The organism is Synechococcus sp. A15-28 (assembly GCF_014280175.1).
Taxonomy (GTDB): Bacteria; Cyanobacteriota; Cyanobacteriia; order PCC-6307; family Cyanobiaceae; genus Parasynechococcus.
Map to the genome: position 1 here is coordinate 407940 of NZ_CP047931.1, position 18482 is coordinate 426421.

General features: G+C 58.2%; 15 protein-coding genes. 2 read left to right on the forward strand and 13 right to left on the reverse strand.

Features of this window, described 5'->3' with window-relative positions:
* Positions 1-74 precede the first annotated feature (74 nt).
* The 10 genes from SynA1528_RS02125 to SynA1528_RS02170 form a co-directional block, all read right to left on the reverse strand.
* On the reverse strand, positions 75-1451 hold the full coding sequence (locus SynA1528_RS02125) for an ABC transporter substrate-binding protein (protein WP_186587486.1): 1377 nt from the start codon (positions 1449-1451) through the stop codon (positions 75-77).
* 81 nt (positions 1452-1532) lie between these two features.
* Positions 1533-2513: an AEC family transporter gene (locus SynA1528_RS02130; protein WP_186587487.1), complete on the reverse strand. Its 981-nt coding sequence runs from the start codon at positions 2511-2513 to the stop codon at positions 1533-1535.
* 90 nt (positions 2514-2603) lie between these two features.
* Entirely contained in the window at positions 2604-3299 is a 696-nt protein-coding gene (locus tag SynA1528_RS02135; protein ID WP_186587488.1) for a sulfotransferase family protein, read from the reverse strand.
* The gene (locus SynA1528_RS02140; protein WP_186587489.1) at positions 3296-4120 is read right to left on the reverse strand and encodes a sulfotransferase; all 825 of its coding nucleotides are present in this window, start codon (positions 4118-4120) and stop codon (positions 3296-3298) included. Before SynA1528_RS02140 ends, SynA1528_RS02135 begins: the two co-directional genes overlap by 4 nt.
* A 14-nt stretch (positions 4121-4134) precedes the next feature.
* A complete protein-coding gene (locus SynA1528_RS02145) occupies positions 4135-4911 on the reverse strand; it encodes a sulfotransferase family protein (RefSeq protein ID WP_186587490.1) in 777 nt (258 codons plus the stop codon).
* Complete coding sequence (locus SynA1528_RS02150; RefSeq protein ID WP_186587491.1) at positions 4908-7172, reverse strand: N-acetylneuraminate synthase family protein; 2265 nt, start codon at positions 7170-7172, stop codon at positions 4908-4910. Before SynA1528_RS02150 ends, SynA1528_RS02145 begins: the two co-directional genes overlap by 4 nt.
* Before the next feature lie 38 nt (positions 7173-7210).
* Positions 7211-8524 (reverse strand): DUF6716 putative glycosyltransferase, encoded by a 1314-nt coding sequence (locus SynA1528_RS02155; protein WP_186587492.1) that lies wholly within the window; start codon positions 8522-8524, stop codon positions 7211-7213.
* Complete coding sequence (locus SynA1528_RS02160; RefSeq protein ID WP_186587493.1) at positions 8521-9576, reverse strand: DUF6716 putative glycosyltransferase; 1056 nt, start codon at positions 9574-9576, stop codon at positions 8521-8523. Before SynA1528_RS02160 ends, SynA1528_RS02155 begins: the two co-directional genes overlap by 4 nt.
* Entirely contained in the window at positions 9573-10880 is a 1308-nt protein-coding gene (locus SynA1528_RS02165; RefSeq protein WP_186587494.1) for a DUF6716 putative glycosyltransferase, read from the reverse strand. The genes SynA1528_RS02160 and SynA1528_RS02165 overlap by 4 nt, the downstream gene beginning before the upstream one ends.
* 26 nt (positions 10881-10906) lie before the next feature.
* Positions 10907-11587 (reverse strand): acylneuraminate cytidylyltransferase family protein, encoded by a 681-nt coding sequence (locus tag SynA1528_RS02170; protein ID WP_186587495.1) that lies wholly within the window; start codon positions 11585-11587, stop codon positions 10907-10909.
* A gap of 32 nt (positions 11588-11619) precedes the next feature.
* Between SynA1528_RS02170 and SynA1528_RS02175 the strand changes: the two genes are divergently transcribed.
* Positions 11620-13605 (forward strand): capsule polysaccharide biogenesis protein, encoded by a 1986-nt coding sequence (locus tag SynA1528_RS02175; RefSeq protein ID WP_186587496.1) that lies wholly within the window; start codon positions 11620-11622, stop codon positions 13603-13605.
* A gap of 214 nt (positions 13606-13819) precedes the next feature.
* Here SynA1528_RS02175 and SynA1528_RS02180 read toward each other — a convergent pair whose 3' ends face one another.
* On the reverse strand, positions 13820-14752 hold the full coding sequence (locus SynA1528_RS02180; RefSeq protein ID WP_186587497.1) for a hypothetical protein: 933 nt from the start codon (positions 14750-14752) through the stop codon (positions 13820-13822).
* Positions 14753-14958: 206 nt separating this feature from the next.
* On the opposite strand from SynA1528_RS02180, the gene SynA1528_RS02185 reads away from it, so the two are divergent.
* Positions 14959-16971, forward strand: a complete 2013-nt coding sequence (locus SynA1528_RS02185; RefSeq protein WP_186587498.1) for a capsular biosynthesis protein — start codon at positions 14959-14961, stop codon at positions 16969-16971.
* On the opposite strand, the gene SynA1528_RS02190 is transcribed toward SynA1528_RS02185, so the two are convergent.
* On the reverse strand, positions 16928-18193 hold the full coding sequence (locus SynA1528_RS02190; protein WP_186587499.1) for a beta-ketoacyl-[acyl-carrier-protein] synthase family protein: 1266 nt from the start codon (positions 18191-18193) through the stop codon (positions 16928-16930). The two genes, SynA1528_RS02185 and SynA1528_RS02190, sit on opposite strands and share 44 nt — an antisense overlap.
* Positions 18177-18407: an acyl carrier protein gene (locus tag SynA1528_RS02195; RefSeq protein ID WP_286187860.1), complete on the reverse strand. Its 231-nt coding sequence runs from the start codon at positions 18405-18407 to the stop codon at positions 18177-18179. The genes SynA1528_RS02190 and SynA1528_RS02195 overlap by 17 nt, the downstream gene beginning before the upstream one ends.
* Positions 18408-18482 lie beyond the last annotated feature (75 nt).

The window sequence follows — 18482 nt, forward strand, 5'->3', positions numbered from 1 at the left end:
TGTGATGAGTCCGATGGACCCCGTTATAGAAAGAGAAACGATGAGAATTTCCGTGCATGAATAATTTCGCATTTTCATGACCGCTCCCACTTTTTGAAGATTGATTCAATGGAATCTATGGCGTTATCTACAGCGCGCTCAACTGGGATACCATTCTCGCAAACCTGTTGGATTGCCTGGGCCCAAATATTTTGTCGCCTCACTTCCGTGTATGCGGGATTATATATTTGATAGGCAAGCTTGTAGTTATTGACCGTTTCTCTTGAAGCCTGTATGTGGGTGTTTCGTAGTTCGTTCCAGAAAGGATTCTCGAGAATACTGATGGAAACTGGTAAGTACCTTCCCTGGGATCCTTCCACGTAACGAGAAAGATTTTCTGGCTTGATCAGGTGTCGTGCAAAAGACTTAGCTTCATTTATCTTTGCTCCATCAAAAATAAACATTTGTTTGACAGAAATATCTGTACGGACAGGTTCGCCGTCGAGTCCCTTCGGCCATCCAACAGAGGCTATTCTTTCATAATAAGCGACTTCGTCGGCTGTTTGAGACCCTGGAATTGAAAGTGTTGGATTAGCTGTCATTAACGATAGGCTGCTGAGAAAGTCGATATTGTTGTCTACATCTCCCCATTCAGTCGCTTTTTTCGAGACCCATCCCTTCTTATAAAAGCTTATATAATCTTTCATTGCAGCAATAATTTTACTTCTTTCATCTGCATCGCTCAACATGAGCTTGCCATCATCGCTAAGGATTTTCGCACCGTGTGCCTCAAGGAAAAAGTCAAATAGAATGTGGGTATCTGATGTTGAACTGGCCATGGGTAGGCCGATCCCCTTGATATCTACAAACCCAGCATCAATAGCTCTTTGCTGGTTATCCCCCCAGAATGTCCAGAACTCATTCCAAGTGTCGGGAATACTGATGTCTAATTCGGTATTATTCGCTTCCTGGAGAAGGTCTTTCCAGTAGTGAATGTATGCAGAGCTAACGGATAGTGGTACAGAGTAAGGGGAGCGAAGTCCAGAAGATTTATTGAGGAACGTAATGTTTTCAATGATGCCCGGGGAGTAATCGTCAATAAATTTGTTGATAACATCATCGGTTGGCACCACAAATCCCTTGTAGGCAAAAGTTGGACCATGACTGTCTCCCACGCTGTAGCCATACATCAAGTCTGGCTTAGGACCTCCATTCAAAATTTGTGTTGCTCGCTGTGAAATCTCTCCATCATTGAAAAAGACAAGGTCGACTTTTTTACCGCTTTCTTTCTCCCATTTCCTTGTAATGGCCTCGATGGCATCTGTTTCTTCAGGGTAATACCCCTCAGACCACCAAACCAGCAGATCTCGCTCAGTGGAATTGTCAGTTGCCACCGGATTTAGGCCTGTCATGCCACAACCACCCAGCATCAGGCTGAAGAGTAGTGAAGTAAGGGGAAGATGAAGTTTCACGCCTGATAGGCCTAGTTTAATTATCCTAGCAATCTTTTTTGGCTTTGCAGCACGATGAGAACGTTAAAAACCTTTGAAACGTTACCAAGAGGTTAAGGCGATTACCCAGATCGGAAGAGTGAAGATCAAAATGATATTGCTGATGATCAGGGATTGCACAATCAGGGCTCGATCTAGGTTGAAGTTTTCAGCCAAGACAAGCGTCGCAAAGGCGCAGGGCATTCCTGACTGAAGAACGAGAATCAACCTTTCTGGGCCCGCAAATCCAGTTGCAGTAAGTAATGCCCCTACCAGGATTGGCACGGCAATCATCTTGATCAAGACAGCTTTCAAAGGCAGTTGGAATGAGCCGGAACCGCTGAGCTGTTCGATTCGCATTCCCATGGTGAGGAGTGCGAGCATGATTGAAGTCCAAGCGATAACGCTGAGGATGTTGCTCAGAAGATCTGGGATTTCAACCAGCTTCAGAAGAAGGCCTACGCCAAAAGCGATGAGCGATGGATTTTTATAGAGGAGTTTGCTTGTCCTGACGAGTGCGCTAAGAAAGCCATTGCTGTTATCACCACCATCCCCTCGAGTCGCAATCCAGGAGCCCAGTCCATAGCCACCTAAAATCGTCCCAAAAATATCGTATAAAACTGCGATGCCAAAGTAATTTGGGCCAAGCTGAGGTAGTAATAAGACGACTGGAAATCCAATATAACTTGTATTACCGATATAACTGCTGAGCTGGAAGCTTCGTCGGGTATTCAATGAAATCGATTTTCTTGATCCCAGAACGTATGACGAAAAAAGCAGACCGAGGCCGATGACCAAGCAAGCAGTGACTGGAGCTATCCAGGCATTTGCGCTTAATTCGGCGTTGCGAACGAAATTGGCAATTCCGATCGGGATGCCAACACGCAGTAGAAATTGTGCAAGGAAAGAAGGGATGCTGCGGCTGTACCGCTCTCCGGTGGCTCCTCCATAGGACACCAAGAGTTTGCTGATCAGAATTCCGCTGCCCACAGCTGCCACGATGGGCAGGTAGACAGAGGTGACAATGGAAGAGAGGTTGGTCAAACGTCTTCGATCCTGATGTCCAGGATTAACTGATTAAACGTTGGCACGCGAGTGGGCGATGGTCAATCTTTTGTTGGTTTGATGTGACGCTCAAGGGCGGACAAGCTGATCGATTGAAATTTCACCATAAAAAACCTTCAAGTCTTGTTCGTATCGCTGCAAGACAAGATTCTTCAGCCCTGAATCATGGAAGTATTGGCTGACATCTGTTCGGTCTTCTGCACGTCTACGGTTTTTTTGTGGAAGGTCCCCCAGCGAAGGCAGGCCTTCGCGCTGCAGTTGTTGTTGAAGGGCTTTCCAATCTTGATTCATGTGTTCAATTCTTCCGATGAATCCTGGGATAATTTGTTCGTCAAGGCAGAGGATTGATGTCTGAGGAAGTAAATGGATGTCGATCTCTTGATCAGGCGTGCTATTGACCCGCTCAAGAAACTGGGCAAATGGCATGTCGCGCCAGAGTCCCATCGCTTGCATGGGAGCGGGCACCTCGTCGAGTTCAAGGATTTTGTTGTTGTAAGCGGAAACCAGCCGGTCGAACGGATTTCGGACAAAGCTGAAGCAGAAGTGCGTGCCACGACACATCCTTGCTGTGTGGTTGTTCACCATGCAGGTTTCCCCTTTGGTGGCTTTGCTCCAAAACGCATCCGAGGTGGTCCGCAATCCTTGCTCCGGGTTCTGCGTCAGTAGTCGGCTGAGACTGGCTTTGATCGAACTGTTGGCCACCTTCGGGACGCGTCCGTAAAGGAGAGGCAGGTCTCGGAACTGAATGAAGTGACGCTCGTTCACAGCTCCCAGTAGTCGATGGGTTTACCCATGTAGGCCAGCATCTGCTCGCTGTCTGGCCGAATGCGACGCAGAACACGGCGCTTCAACCCGTCTCTCCACTGTGGCTTTTCGACGTGACCGCGACCTTTCTCGCCGGCTTGATTTTCCCTGGGCAGCTGTCCATTGCTATCCAGAAGCCTTTTAACCCTCGGCTTGACGCCAAGAAACCGCATCATCTGGCGTAAGGAACGCCGGGGTGAGCTCAGCAGATCTTCAAATGTCATGCAGTGAATCTGCTCATCTGGATAGAAACGACGGAATGCCGATAGACGTTGGTAGTACATCGAACAACCCACGATGAGTCGACGCAGGTGACGGTCGCGCATGAGTTCGCTGAAATCAGCGCACTCCGGATTTCGCCCGCGGTAGTGACGCCACTGGGACACGATCCGATCCAAAGGATGGCGAACGATGTAAATCAGTTTGAGATCCGGAAGGTAGCGATGCATCAATTCCGGCGTGCTGCTGAAGGAATGCAAGCCACTGGCATACATCGTGCTGCCTTCCCCCCTGAGAAGGTGATTCTTGCCTTTGTTGAATCTTGATGCATACCAATCCCAACCCTTTTTGTAGTAACGGCCGAAGAACTTTGGCTCTTTGGGTTTACTGATGAAAACGTCTGGATGCTGCGGAAGGATGGTGGTCAGGGTTGTTGTGGCGGATTTAGCGGCGCCAATGATGATGAAGTTGGGCAAGGAGTCGCGATATTGATCAACGATCTCAGCATGTTGGCCGCGAATGCCCTTGCGGATCAATTTCGTTGAACACAGATCGGATGGCATGACGAGGATGTTGGTCAAGCGTTGACTTGGGCTCTCTGGCGTTTCTTGGCTTTGGCCACACCCCGTTGCAAAGGGGGCAATTTGTTTAATGGCTGGCCATCGAGAAGCGTGTCAATGCTGTAGTCGCCATAGAAGCGATTGAGATCCTGCTGGTATCGCTCGATCACCATGTCAATCAGGGCTATGGAATGGAAGAGAACACGAATGTCGCTGCGCCCTTCACGACGCACATTCTTCTGCGGTATCGCACCCAGCGTTGGCAGGCCTTCCAGCTTCATTCGGCATCGTAACCGACGCCAATGGTCGGTCATGTGCTCCATTCGGCCGACGAATTTTGGCACAAGCTTGTTGCCCGCAAGCAGCATATCGGCTTGCGGACGCACATGATTATCGATTAGTTCTGGATCTGCCTTGCAGACAATTTCGATGAATTGGTCAAAGGCCATGCCGTGATGCAGTCCCATTTTTTTCATGGGCAATGGCACATCGTCGATTTCCAGAATCTTGTTGTTGTAAGCGGCAACGATTCGGTCGAAAGGATTGCGGACGAAGCTGAAACTGAAGTGGCTTCCGCGAAGACGTCTGGCTTGTTGAGGTGTGACGAGCTGAGTTTCACCATTGGTGTTTTCGCGCCAAAAACGGTCGGATGTGGTCTTGATTCCGCCGGTGGGCTTTTGATTCAGAAGTTTGCATAGCGTGGCCTTGATGGAGGAGTTGGCCACCTTGGGAACACGCCCGTACAGAAGCGGGATGTCACGGAACAGGATGAAGTGTCGAGGTGATTTGCTCATGCCCTCGCTGCAGCTTCCAGGCGTTCCAACGCCAGCCATGCCGCTTCGCCGCCATTTTTGTGCCCTTGCCAGATCTCGGGGATAAACGATGCCTTTGGGCAGTGTTGGTCGATCTGTTCGAACAACTGCACCCAATCAATGTCTCCATCCAAAATCTGCAGGCCCTCGCCATCCACATCCTTGGCATCCGCCAGATGCAGGTGAGCTGTGAAGGGGAGGATCTGATCGAGGAACTGACGAAACGGAATGTGGAGATGGTTGCAAGCCAGTTTTGAGTGGGAGACATCCAGGCAGACCCGCATGTCCTGCTCTTCACAGAACTGCCGGATGAAATCCGTGTCCACAAACAGGTTGTGGAAGCGTTGCCCGCCGAAGTGCCAGGGGAAGGGGGGCATCGTCTGGGGAATGATCTCCACCTCGCCTGCGGTGTTGATCTTCTTCAGGCTTGTAATCAGTCGCTCCCGCAGCGGTTTCCGTTCGCTGCGGTTGAGGTGATGGTGTTCGGAAAAACCGCCGACGTTGGTCACCAGCAACACCGGGTCTGAGCACTGGAAGCGATTTCTCAGGTCCCGCGAAATGTCGATCACCCGCTGCAGTTCTGCAATGGAGTGATTGCGATAGCTGGAATCCTCCGTGCAGAGGTCCAGAGTGTGGTCTCCCGCGAACAATTCGGGGGCATGAATCACCAGCCCAATGTTCTGCCGAACCGGTAGGACTTGATTGAGGTCAACCTCCAGATCCTTGTAACTGAGGTGAATCTCCACCAGATCCAGATTACTCACCTCGGAAAACACCTTGATGTCGTGGTACCGGACAGGTAAACCAAACGGCTGGTTGAACTGATACCTGCGCGGGGTGGCCGCAGGTGTTTCCAGATCGGATGGGAAGAACACCTCCCCTTGGCTCTTGGCCACCGGCAGGCGACGACCGATCAGATCCTTGAGCCGGTTGGGTTGCAGACCCTGGCCTGGGCTCTGGATGCGCACCATCGCTTCGGTGATCTCTGTTCCGGCTGGTACATCGCAGGCCGCCACAAGGCTCTTGGCCAACACCTCACGGTTCATCATTTCGCCCTGGCTGATGCTGCGCTCTCCGCCCTGGCCCATGGACTCCTCCACGCGGCGGATGCCCTGCATCATCTGAGCGAATTCATCCGGCAGCAGGCTCACCTTGTGATCGTTGCCTTCCATGCCGCGATCCACGGTGATGTGTTTCTCGATCACCGCCGCCCCCATGGCGACCGCCGCAATCGGCACCTCAATTCCTCGTTCGTGACCGGAATAGCCCACGGGAGCATCGGCCAGTTCCCGCAGCCGCTCCAGATAGCGCAGGTTCACGTCCTTGAACGGCGTGGGATAAGTGGAGTTGCAGTGCAGCAGAACGTAGTTCGCCCCTTCCTGCTGTAGGTGGCGAATGCCAGAGCGGATTTCCAGTTCGCTGGCCATGCCGGTGGAGCAGATCAGCGGTTTCCCCGTCGCGGCCAATTGGCTGATCAGGGCGTGGTTGGTGAAATCGGCGGAGGCCACCTTGAAGCCCTCCATGCCCCAGCCATTCAATTTCTCCAGACTGGTTTCATCCCAGGGGGTGCAGAGCGGCACCAGACCCTTGGACGCTGCGTAGTCAAAACAGCGGAATAACTCCTCGTCGCTCAGCTGGAAGCGCTCCAGCAGATCCAGGGTGTACTGGGTCCCCAGATCGGAGGCCATGTCATTGCTGTCGCCAGCATTGCTGTACAGATTGGACATGTCCCGCATCTGGAACTTGGCGCAGTCAGCGCCGGCGGCATGGGCGGCATCGATCAGCTCAAGGGCGATGTTGATGTCGCCGTTGTGGTTGTTGCCAATTTCGGCGATCACGAAGCTCGGTTCGCCGTCTCCGATGCGACGGCTGCCCAGTTGCAGGCCATCGGTGGCGGGCAGGGCCACCGCCACGATGCGGCCGTGGCTGTCCAGCAGCGGCAGGGCGATGATGCGCGAGGTCAGCAGACCAGCCAATTCCGCGGGAGCTGTTCCCTCCGCAGCACTGCGGCAATCGGGGTTCATCGCCGCCGTCACAGGACGGTTCAGATCGATGTCACCGCAACTGGCGATCCAGCGCCGGAAATCGCCATCGGTGAGAACACCCTGCAGGATCCCGGATTCCGAGACCACAAAAATCAACCGCGATTGGTTGGCGGTGATTTTGCTCAGGGCAGAAAGAATCGTGTCCTCGGCAAAAACAACGAACTGGGTGAAGTTCCTCTCGATCTGGATGCCCTTCACAGTTCGCCTCGCAGGTGCCTAAGCAGAACCTGGAGACACTACCCCACGTTCCTGTAGGTGATGCTCAGAAAAAGGCGCCTGATGATCCGGTTGCGTGTCTGAACAGCGCCCAATCTGCGGGCCACATTGCGATGGCTGGGTCGCATCAGGGTCCCAAGTTGCAACAGGCTTTCTGCTTCTTTCCAGTTCCTCTCTTGAATAGCACGTTCTGCATCGCGACGTAGCTGGGTGAAGCTGAGATTGGCGTTACTCAGATAGCCGGATTTTGCTTGGAGGCGATCCGGAGGGCAGGCACGCAGTTGCAGCAGAGCCTCGATCAATCGATCCGGCTCAAGCTTGGTGCCGTAGCCCATCCATGCCAGCCAGTCGGGATCCGGTTGTGGAAGCTCCTCGTCCAGAACGTCGAGATCCTCCATGGCATCCAGAGGTCTCCAGACCCCCGATCCGGCGAACACATGGCTGCCGTTGCTGGGATTGATCCCGAAGTCGGCCATCGCCAGGGGCCGGCAGCCGAAATCGAGAGCATCGAAGAAGGCGGTGGAGGAGATGGTGGCCATCAACCGGGCCTGACGCAGCAGGACCGGTAAGGGGCGGTAATCCAGCTTCAGGTTCACCGGGGCATGGCCAAGGGTCTGTTTCAGGGTGGTACTGATGTGGTCATCGATGCTGTGAAAGGTTTCCTCTCCCGGGGCGATTCGCGGCTTGATCAACACCTCCCAGTTCGGAGAGCGTCGGGCCAGATCCGCCAGGATCCGAACCATCTCGGCGCGATCGACCGCTGTTGAGGGCATCACCACCTGTTCAGCGAAGATCAGCTGCTTGCGGCGCTGGTCACGTCCCTTGGGGTGCTGATCAGGGGCTGTGTTGCGGTGCAAACCGGTCAGAACCGCGCGCTGATCAGCAAATGGCGTGCCTTCCAGCATGCGTTCCAGGGCGTCACGGTCCCGTGGACCACTGAGGCCGATCAGGTCGTACCCCAGGCGCCAGCTGACGCCCTCGACGAACTTTTCCAGCACAACACCGTTGAATCCGCAGAAGAGCAAGGGCCTCTCGTTGCTGGGGAGCAATCCCAAGGCCAGGCGGAAATCGCTGATCTTGCTGCCGGTGAGGTAAACCCCGATGGCATCGAATTGGCGCAGCTTGTGGTGAGTCAGCAACTGCCCCATGTCCAGTCGCCAAAGCTCACCGAGGGCAGCGGCGCGCGTCAGAATTGCCTCAGGCGTTCCCTCCCTTGGGATGGCATTGATTGTGACCTGAACGTTGCGTTCTGAAGGGAAGCGGCACAACGCTTCACAGGCCAACAGTTGGCTGTCGCTGTCGCCGATCAGCAGCAGTTTGAACGGTTGATTCATCGGATCAGCGCCTCCAGGCGGCGGATCAGGCGCTTCGCCCCGTCATGCACCCCCCAGCCCGTGGACTGAAGCCAGAATGCGTTCACCGGGGGCAACTCCAGCAGCTGATCCAGCCGGTCGATGGCCTGCAATCGATGCATGCAGCCGCTGCCGAAGAACGCGGTGGTGCCTTGGTCGGTGTGAATGCCGTAGTCACCGATCAACAGGGTAGGTCGCCCCCAGGCCATGGCGGCCAGGGTCCAGGGTGAGCTGACGCTGAGGCAGGCGCTGCAGCTGGCCAGTTGGCTTAACAGCTGACCTGGCGCACCGAACACCAGGTTGTCGGGGAAGGACCAGTCGTCGGGTTCGAATTTGGCGATCCAGGGCTGGCCACGCTCCCAGGACTGGTCGCGTTGGATGACGATGGACCAGTCCGGCGAGGTTTCGGCCCAACGGATCAGTTGCCTGAGGAGCTGTGCCTTGGCTCCAACCTGGATGGGAATGCTCTCCTGCGCCAAAGCGAGCAGCGTGTAAGGCGGTTTTGGTGTGCCGCCGCTCAGGGCCCCGAGAGGGGGACGTTCTGGAAGGAACCACAGCCCCATGGACTCGATCTCTGGAGTCCCAGAGGTTGTTGGCCAAAACTGCGTGATCGCTTCGAGCTCCCGTCGTTGACGATCCCCTGGCACCACCAGGAGGTCACAGCAGTGGCGATCACTGAGCTCTTGCACCAGCTGGTCGCCAAGGGACGCTTGCAGGGGCCCGCTGAACACCACTGCCGGGGGTTCCCCACGTTGGCGGGCGAGCTCGCGGTGGGCATGGGTGAAGCGCTGCAAGTAGTCGCTGCGATGGATGAATACCCCCACGGCGCTGGCGGAGTTCAGCAGTTCATGCCCCAGCAGATCCATTAGGGCTAAAGGGATCTGGGGGGTCACGGCTGGCAGCGGACTGTCTCGAAGTGAGGACAGCGCTGGACCAACGGTCAGACAGGCATGACCGCCCTGCCGTAGCTGCTGCGCCAACAGCTGGCAGGCGAAAGCGCTGCGGTCGTCATCACTGACCAAAAGGATCGTCATCGCTCCCGCAACCACCTGGACAACCAACCGAAGCCCACCAGCCCGTCGCGGAGGCGGCGTAGAGCGGTACGGGTTTTGTGCCGTTTGCGCTGACTGGAGCGCGCCCCGGCGCTGCTCAGCATGCGTCGGCCACCATGGCGAAGGGCGTAGGTCTGCCACTGGCGACTACCCCAGCTGCCTGGACCCAGGCCCTCGGTGGGCAACGGGGAACGCTCCTGATGGAGTCGCTCCAACAGGGCGGTGAGGAAGGTTTCGCGGCCCTGGGGCTGGAGGCCACTGCGTTGAAGCCATTCCACCCTGTGGCTTGGGGTGAACGGATCACGGGTGATAGAGGCAAAGTCCGCCACGGCACCCGAATCGGCGAAAAAGTGATTACCAAGGGTCTCGGTGACGCCGAGATCGCCAACGATGCGGGTACTGATGCCCAGGGCCATGGCTTCAAGGGCTGCGGTGGAGGACACGGTGATGGCGCAGCCGCACTGCCGTAGCAGGCGGGTGGCTGGTTTGAAGCTGAGCTGCAAGTTGGGCACCGTTTCGCTCATGCGTTCGATCACGCCGGCCATCTCACCGTGGCGCCGGTGCAAGGTGCTTTCGATGCTGGAGGTGCGCGGCTTGAAAATCACCGGATGATCAGGCCAGGCTTCCGCCAGGGCCTTGAGCTGCTTGCAGATGTAGCGCCGTTGCAGCGGGTGGGCAGGTATCGAGGGCTGCTCGAAGAACACGATCGACGGTTGGTCCGGTGCGGCTCGATGGGGGTCGGCATTCCAGAGCAAAGGCAGGCCCGTCACCACAGCGTTGTCGCTGGACAGCCCCAAGGCATGCCGGCCGAGCTGATAGGTGCTGAGGTCCTGTTCACTGTTGAGGCAAAGAAGATCGGCGCCGGAACGGTCCAGCATTCCCTCGAGGGCAAAGCGAAACAGGATCCCCGGATAGGCGCTGACCAGAACAGGCCGATCCGTGCGGCCACTCCATTCCTTGGCGAGCATCAAAAGTGCATCACGGCTGCGCAGGCCGTCCAACCCCAGAATCAGCACATCCACATCGCCGGCCATGGCGGCCGTCAGGCTTCGGAAGTCACCCCAAGCACCCTTTTTCACCGCGGTGCGGCGGTCGGTGCGGTGGATTTCCAGCCTCTGGCGGCGAGACAGGGCCCGGTTCGAAACCTGCAACAGATGCAATGTGGTTTCGGCGCCCTCTTTGCGGCAGGCGGCAAGCAGGGTCATAGCCACCTTGCCGAAGGAATCGAAGCAGGCGACGGCTGCCACTTTTCGGCCAGAAAGGCGCTTGTCGGCAGCGGGCGCCATCGTCGGGCTCCGGGATTCCGGCAAAACTAACCGGGGGTGAGAGCTGCAAGGCTGCGACACAGGGCCAGATCAGCCGGTGTGTCGATCTCCGGCCCCGAGTCCTCTATCACCACCGGTTGCCAGGGGGCACAGAAGCGGCTGCCTTCGGCGCGGAAACAGTCAATGCTCATGGCGTAGATCGCACCGGTTTCAAGAAAGGCTGGCTCCAGGTCCTGCCGGCGCTGGCGCGGTTGCTGGGGGTCGTGGTTGATCCCGCAGCCGTCATGGCGCCAGAGGAAGCCATGCCAAGGGGCCACCGCAAAGCTGCTGTTGATGCCCGGGGTCGCCAGAGCCGCCAACACCTTGTCGATCTGTGCCCCGGTGGTGAAGGGGGAGGTGCACTGCAGGAACACCAGCTGCTGGGGGAGTGCTCCCTGCTGTTCCAGAGTCTCCAGGGCATGGAGAAGGGCTGATTCGGAGCTGGCGGTGTCTTCAGCGATGGCTGCCGGACGGCGTACCACCTCGGCCCCATGGGTCCGGGCCTCCTCGGCGATGGCGTCAGCATCGGTGCTGACCACCACCCGCTCCACCCTGCGGCTGGCCAGGGCCGCCTGCACGCAGCGCGCTACCAGGGAGAAACCACCAACCATCTGCAGGTTCTTGCCAGGAATGCCCTTGGAGCCGCCCCGCGCTGGAATCAAAGCCAGGGCTCCAGGGGACGCGGTCATCGGAGAGGATTTAGTTCGTTCCCTCCTACCCGATGATTCAGCGCTTCGGGGTGCCGGAGACCGGTCTGCTGGCTCACCGGACCGTGCCGGCGTTGCTGGCTCCGGCCCAGTTGCTGCGCGGACGTCGCAGGGATGTGGAGGCGTTGCTGGCCTGGGGGCGTCGACCCAGTGCCCAGCGGGTGGAGCGACTGGGGCGTCGTTGGCAGCTGCCGGTGTGGCATCTGGAGGATGGTCTGTTGCGATCATTGGCCAAGGGCCGCCAGCATCCGCCGCTGGCGCTGTTGGTGGATGACCTGGGGGTCCACTTCGATGCCAGCCAGCCCAGCCGGATGGAGCAGCGGATCCAGCGACCGCTGACCCCTGCACAACACAGCCGTGCCTGTGAACTTCAGCAGCGGTGGTGCGCTCAGCGGTTGAGCAAGCTCAACCCAGCCCGAGAATCACCGGCTCCAGCCGAGCCGTTTGTGCTGGTGGTGGACCAGTCCGCCGGAGACCTGTCCATCGGCCTTGGGCAGGCCGGGCCGGAGAGCTTCCGGCGCATGTTGCAGGAGGCGCTGCGGGATCAGACGGACTGTCTGGTGGTGGTGAAGGTGCACCCGGATGTGATCCGGGGCCGCGCCCGGGGCCATTTCCGCCGTCAGGATCTGCAGCACCCGCGCATCCGCCTCTGCGCTGACGGATTGCACCCTGCCGCCCTGTTAGAGCAGGCCCAGGCGGTGTATGTGGTGACCTCCCAGATGGGGTTTGAGGCGCTGTTGTGGGGACGGACCGTCCACTGCTTCGGCATGCCTTTTTATGCCGGGTGGGGACTCACCGTGGATCGTTTGCCGGCTCCGGCCCGTCGGGGAGCGTCGGTGCCGTTGGCGGCGGTGGTGCATGCGGCGCTGGTGGAGGGCACCCGCTGCGTGGACCCCCATCGGCATCAACCCTGTCAGATCGAGACGCTGATGGACGCCATCGGCCTGCAACGTCGGCAGCAGGGGGCGGATCCCCTGCGGGTGCAGGCCTTTGGCTTCACTCCATGGAAGCAACGCAGCCTCAAGCGCTTTCTGGCCGGCAGTGAGCTGCGCTTTCGCCTGCCGCGGGCGCTGCCGGGGCCGCGGGCGGAGGCCGTGGCGGTGTGGGGCCGGCGGGCTCGACCGCGTCTGCTGGCGACGGCGCGCCGTCGGGGGCTGCCGCTGCTGCATGTGGAGGACGGTTTCCTGCGCTCGGTGGGCCTGGGGGCCGATCTGATCGACCCCATCTCCTGGGTGGTGGACCGCCGCGGCATGTATTACGACGCCACGGAGGCCAGCGATCTGGAGCAGCGGCTGGCCACAGGAATCTGGAGTGAGCCGCAGTTGCAGCGGGCCGAGGCCTTGCGCCAGCAGCTGGTGGCGCAGGCCATCACCAAATACAACCTCCCAGGGGGCGGATGGCAGCGCCCCGACGCTGCCAGGCGGGTGGTGCTGGTGGTGGGGCAGGTGGAAAGCGACGCTTCCATCCGCTATGGCGCTCCGGGGCACTCCAGCAACCTGGCACTGCTGCAGGCGGTGCGTGCGGCGGAACCGGAAGCGTTCCTGGTGTACAAACCCCATCCCGACGTGGTGGCGGGTCTCTGCCGCTCCGGTGATGGGGAGCAGCGGGCGGCCCAGGTATGCGACTGCTTGCTGCGCGATGGCTCGATCCATGCCCTGTTTGAGCAGGTGGATGCCCTGCATGTGCTCACCTCCCTGGCAGGGTTTGAGGCGCTGTTGCGGGGAGTGGAGGTGCATTGCTGGGGACTGCCCTTTTATGCGGGTTGGGGGCTGACCCAGGATCGGTTGTCCTCGCCCCGGCGGGGCCGGTCGCTGCCTTTGGCGGCGTTGGTGCATGCCGCCTTGATTGATTACCCCCGCTACGTCAGCCGCCGCAGCGGTTGGTTCATCACTCCAGAGCAAGCCATTGAGGAGCTAGTGGCATGGCGGGATGCACCTCCAGCCCGCCGCACCCTGGTGCAGGCCCTGTTCCGACACTGGGGGCGTCTGTTCAATCGTTAGATGTTGTACTTAGTGCGACTATTTATAACGAATTTTTATAGGGTCTATTAGTTAGTTGATCGTCGACAAGGTTTTCTTCTTCTGCTTGTGGTGCTCTTTTGTTGTGAATTGTTGGCGTCGGGGTGTCTCGCGTCATTCAGATTTGCGGAAATGTCTGTCAATGTTGCTGCTTTAGGCGTGGCGAATGGCTAGAGGGGATATGCATCGAGATTGTTTAGTTGGTGCCAGAGAAATTTCTTTCAAGGAATCTGCGGAATAATTTCCACTCTTCTTCTGTGAAAAAGGTGTGGCATTTGATGGCAAGATCAAGGCCACGTTCATTTAGTCTGGGGTTTGGGTTTTTGTTGCTGATTTTGAGTCTTGGGTCAGTGGATAGATTTTTGGCTTGTTCTGGTAACATTGCATTAAGTAAGTTCCTAAAATACTGTTGTGGCTGTTGGTTATTGCTTACAAGCTCGTATTCGAGTTGAATGATTTCTATCGATCTATGCGAAATAGTTTTCTCGGACAACCTATCGTTGATTTTGCTCAAGGATGACATTAGTGTGATCTTTTCTGCAAAGGAAAAGTCTCTCGTTTCGAGGAAGCTGTTCAGGCTTGCCGATGAGGGAAGATGATTGCCTTCCTTGACGTATTGATTGTGGCATGATCGAATAAATTCATCCTCGTTGCGTGTGATAAATATTATTTGCCACTGGATTGAAGCACTTTTGAGGGAGTTTTCCAGTACTTGCATGAGCCGCCTGGTTCTAGTTTCTGCGTACCGATAGAGTCCCTTTGTGTCCTCTCCATTTTCCTTGGAAGGAAGACTGATGTCAGGGTTGTGGAAAAGCCCGAAATGAAGTGTTCCAAAAATAGCTTCGCATGATATTAAAATGGTATCTATCATTTCTTCATTGCCTTCGCATAGCTTATTGAGAATTTTCCGTGTGTTTTTTTGTAATTCTCGCGGTACCCTGTCACTTCCAGTATCTATGTGTTGCCATAGCTCGACCAAGTCGAATTTAAGGGTTCTTGGACCTATGTAAAGGACTCTATTTTCTTGTAAAATATTGCGGTTTTTTCTGCAGTTCAGTTGAAAGTAACTGGTGCCGGTTTTGTGTAAACCGCAATGGAGTACAATTCGACTGGGCTTGAGTTTGCTCAAGGGAATGATTGACTTTCAGGGTGTGATTTTGGCTCGGTGAGAGCTGAGGCTTTTATTGGTAGTGAGTTTGATGAAGGGGCGTTCCGGGAGAGTTTGGATTGCCGCGTATTGGCAGTGAAATAAAAGTCAATATTGTAGTTAATAGATTCAAAATATATATTTTGTGTTTTGAATGTGTCAAGATTGAAATAGTTTCAAGTAACGGCTTGGCCACGAGACGGGCACCGGCGCTGGTGCAGGTGCGCATCGAAGGACCGGTTCTGCTGCTGATGGGCCCGATCGGGCTGTTCTTTGCCCGTTTTAGCCGCTACCTGCGGGGCTGCGGCATCCCGGTCACCAAGGTGCGTTTCCCGCTGCGGGAATTTGGCTTTCCGGCTGATGTTTGTGTGCCGTTCCGGGAGCCGATGGAGGCCTGGCGGCCCTTTCTGCGCCAGCTGCTGCAGGAGCGGGGCATCCGCCACATCTTTATGTATGGGGACTTCATCATTCCCCACCGGATTGCGATTGAAGAGGCCCAGGCCCTTGGGATTGAGGCCTGGGTGTTCGAGCTGGGTTACCTGCGGCCCAATTACGTGACCCTGGAGCGGGACCGGGTCAATGCTCGTTCCAACCTCAACCAACCCGCGGTCTTCTATCGCCAGCTGCCGCCGGTGGATCAGTTGCCGCGAGACATCGTGCTGGACTCGGGTTGGCGTTGGCGCAAGGCCTGGAAGGCCCCCACCTTTATCCAGCACGCCTTCACCCGTTACCCGATCATCGAGGGGGAGCACAAACTGCAACCCACCCCTGGTTTTCTCTGGTGCCAGCTGCGCGGCAGCTGGCGCTACTGGCTGTACCGCTGGCAGGAGCGGAATCTGAAGCGGCGGCTGCTGGAGCACCTCTCGTTTTTCTTGGCGGTGCTGCAGGTCTCCAGTGATTCGCAGATCCAGCTGGGCTCGCCCTACCGCGGTATGCACGACTTCATTGAGGACGTGATCCGGTCTTTTGCGGCCCATGCCCACAGCTCCGATCATCTGGCCTTCAAACACCATCCGCGGGACCGGGGCTACAACCACTACGGAAGCCTGATCGCTGTGCTGGCAGGGCGTTACGGCGTCAGTGGCCGGGTGCACTACTTCCACGACGGCCCCCTCAGCCGCTACCTGCGCACCTGCCGCGGGGTGATCACGGTGAACAGCACGGTGGGCCTTCAAGCCCTGTTCCATGCAGTGCCCACCAAAACCATGGGCAACACCTTCTACAACCTGGACGGACTGACGGACCAGAAGCCTCTGGATGATTTCTGGCGGGACCCCCAGCCCAGTGATCGGCCGCTGTTCTGGCGCTTCTATCACCACCTGGTGATGACCACTCAGGTGAATGGCAATTTCGACGGGGACTTCCCCTTCCGCATCACCTTCCCGATTGGCCAAGGGGCTCGCCAGCTGGATCCGCAGCCGCAGCTGCCGCCGCTTCGGCCACGGCCACGGATGAACTCCCTGCTGGTGCCGGCCCGGGTGCTAGCCCGCCTGGGTTGGGCCGCCGTGGGGTTTGTCTTGTACGGCCTGCAGTTGCCTGCGGTGCTGTTGCGGCGTGCGGACTTGGCGGCGCAACTGATGACCTGGGCCTCAGCTGTGGCCTTGCGGGCGCTTGGGGTGCAGGTGGTGGTGGATGACAGTCAGCCCAGCGAGCCGGCCGGGATGCCCCTGGTGCACATCTTCAACCACCGCAGCCCCTGTGATGGCCTGGTGATTCAAGGGGTGCTGCGCCTGCCGGGCATGACCACGGCTCAGTTGCATCTGAAATGGGTGTTGCCCGGATACGCGGCCGCAGCCCGCAACGCCGGGTCGGCCGTGTTGGATCACCGTCAGCCCAGTTCGCGCCTGGAAGGGATGATGCGGGCCTCCGCGTTGTTGCGCGACCACGGTCAGATCATGCTGGCCCCCAACGGCTCATTGGTGACGCCGATCGAAGAGCGGGTGTCCCCCAGCGCCTGGATGCTGGCTCAGCACTACGACGGTTGTGTGGTGCCCTGGCTGTTTCGCTATGACGGACTGGATGAGGCTGTGGGTGCCCGATACCGCCCCCTGGCGCTGCTGTTGAGCCGGTTGACGGCGCCGTTGGGAACGATTCACTGCCGCCGGGGCCGGTCCCAGGATCTGGTTCTGCCAAAGGATCCCCGTGATCGGGAGGGGTTCAGCCGTGCTGTGCGGGCGTATTACCAGCAAGCACAAGACTGATGTTGTGACCGCCGAATCCGAAGGCATTCTTGAGCAGCAGACGTTGGCCTTGATCTGAAGAAAGCTGCACAGGGCCCTGTTTGGTGACGGCCAGCTCCACCTCAGGATCCAGGGGGTCGGCATTTAGGCTGCCGGGCAATACGCCATGGCGCAGGGCCTGCAGGGCCAGGATGGTTTCCACCGCACCGGCGCCCCCCAGTAGGTGGCCCAGCTGGCCCTTGGGGGCGTAAACCGGCAGATGATCGGCAGCACTGCCAAGGCTGCGCCGCAATGCTCTGGCCTCCGCCAGGTCACCGAGGCTGGTGCCGGTGGCATGGGCCTGAACACCGCAGAGGTCTGAGGGGTTCACCTTCGCCCGACGCAAGGCCTCGTCGATGGCACGGCTGGCCTGCAGCCCCTGGGGCTCGGGGGCGACGATGTGGTGGGCATCGCTGCTGCTGCCACTGGCCAGCAACCAGCCCAGGTCGGCCCCTGGAGGCGTGTCCTGTTGCCGCATCAAGGCCAGGACGCCGGCGCCTTCGGAGAGCACGAAGCCATCTCGACCGAGGCCGTAGGGCCGGGAGGCTTGATCAGGAGCGTCGTTGCGGCTGGACAGGGCGCGCATGGCTGCAAAGCCCACCAGCCCAAGTCGGTTCACCGGAGCTTCGCTGCCCCCGGCCAGCACCAGATCGGCGCGGTCGTCGTTGAGCAGCATCTGGCCCAGCATCAATGCTTCGGCGCCGGAGGCGCAGGCGGACACCGGGGTGTGGGCACCGCCGAGCAGACCGAGCTCAATGGCCACCTGGCCAGCGGCGGCATCGGGGATCAGCATCGGCACGGTGAGGGGGTTCACCCGGCTTGGTCCCCCCGTGCTGAGTTGCGTGTGTTGCTCGTGCATGGTGGCGAGGCCGCCGATGCCCGTGCCGATCACCACGGCGATGCGGCTTGGATCCAGGCCGGTGGTGATGGAGCTGGCCATGGTCCAGGCCTCCCGTGCGGCCACCAGGGCGAGCTGGGCGCAGCGATCGGAGCGGCGGCGGAGCAGGGGCGGCAGGCTGTTGAGGGCCCCCGTTGGGACGCAACCGGCCAGACGCACGGGCAGATCCTCGGTCCAGGGCGTCTGAAGGGTTTGAATGCCACTGCGGCCGGCGATCACCGCGTCCCAGGTGCTGTTGGCATCGGCCCCCAGCGGGTTGAGGGAACCCCACCCCACCACTGCTGTTGGTTCAGCTTTGAGAGCCATCGCTCTGGCGGAGACTGGGGGATTCCAGGTGCTGCTGGATGTCCGCAACCGTGCGGAACCGGAGTAGTTCCTCTTCCTTGATCCGGATGCCGAAGTTGGTGTCTGCCTCGATCAGGATTTCGTAGAACCCAAGGGAGTCAATCCCCACGTCCTCCATCAGCCGGGCATCAGGGGTGATCACGGCTGGATCGGCGCCGGAGATGCGGTGCAGCATCTCGATCAGCCGTCCCTGCAGCTCTTGCTTGTCAGGGCAGCTCTCACCCAACGCATGACCTCTCGGTGAGTAGTA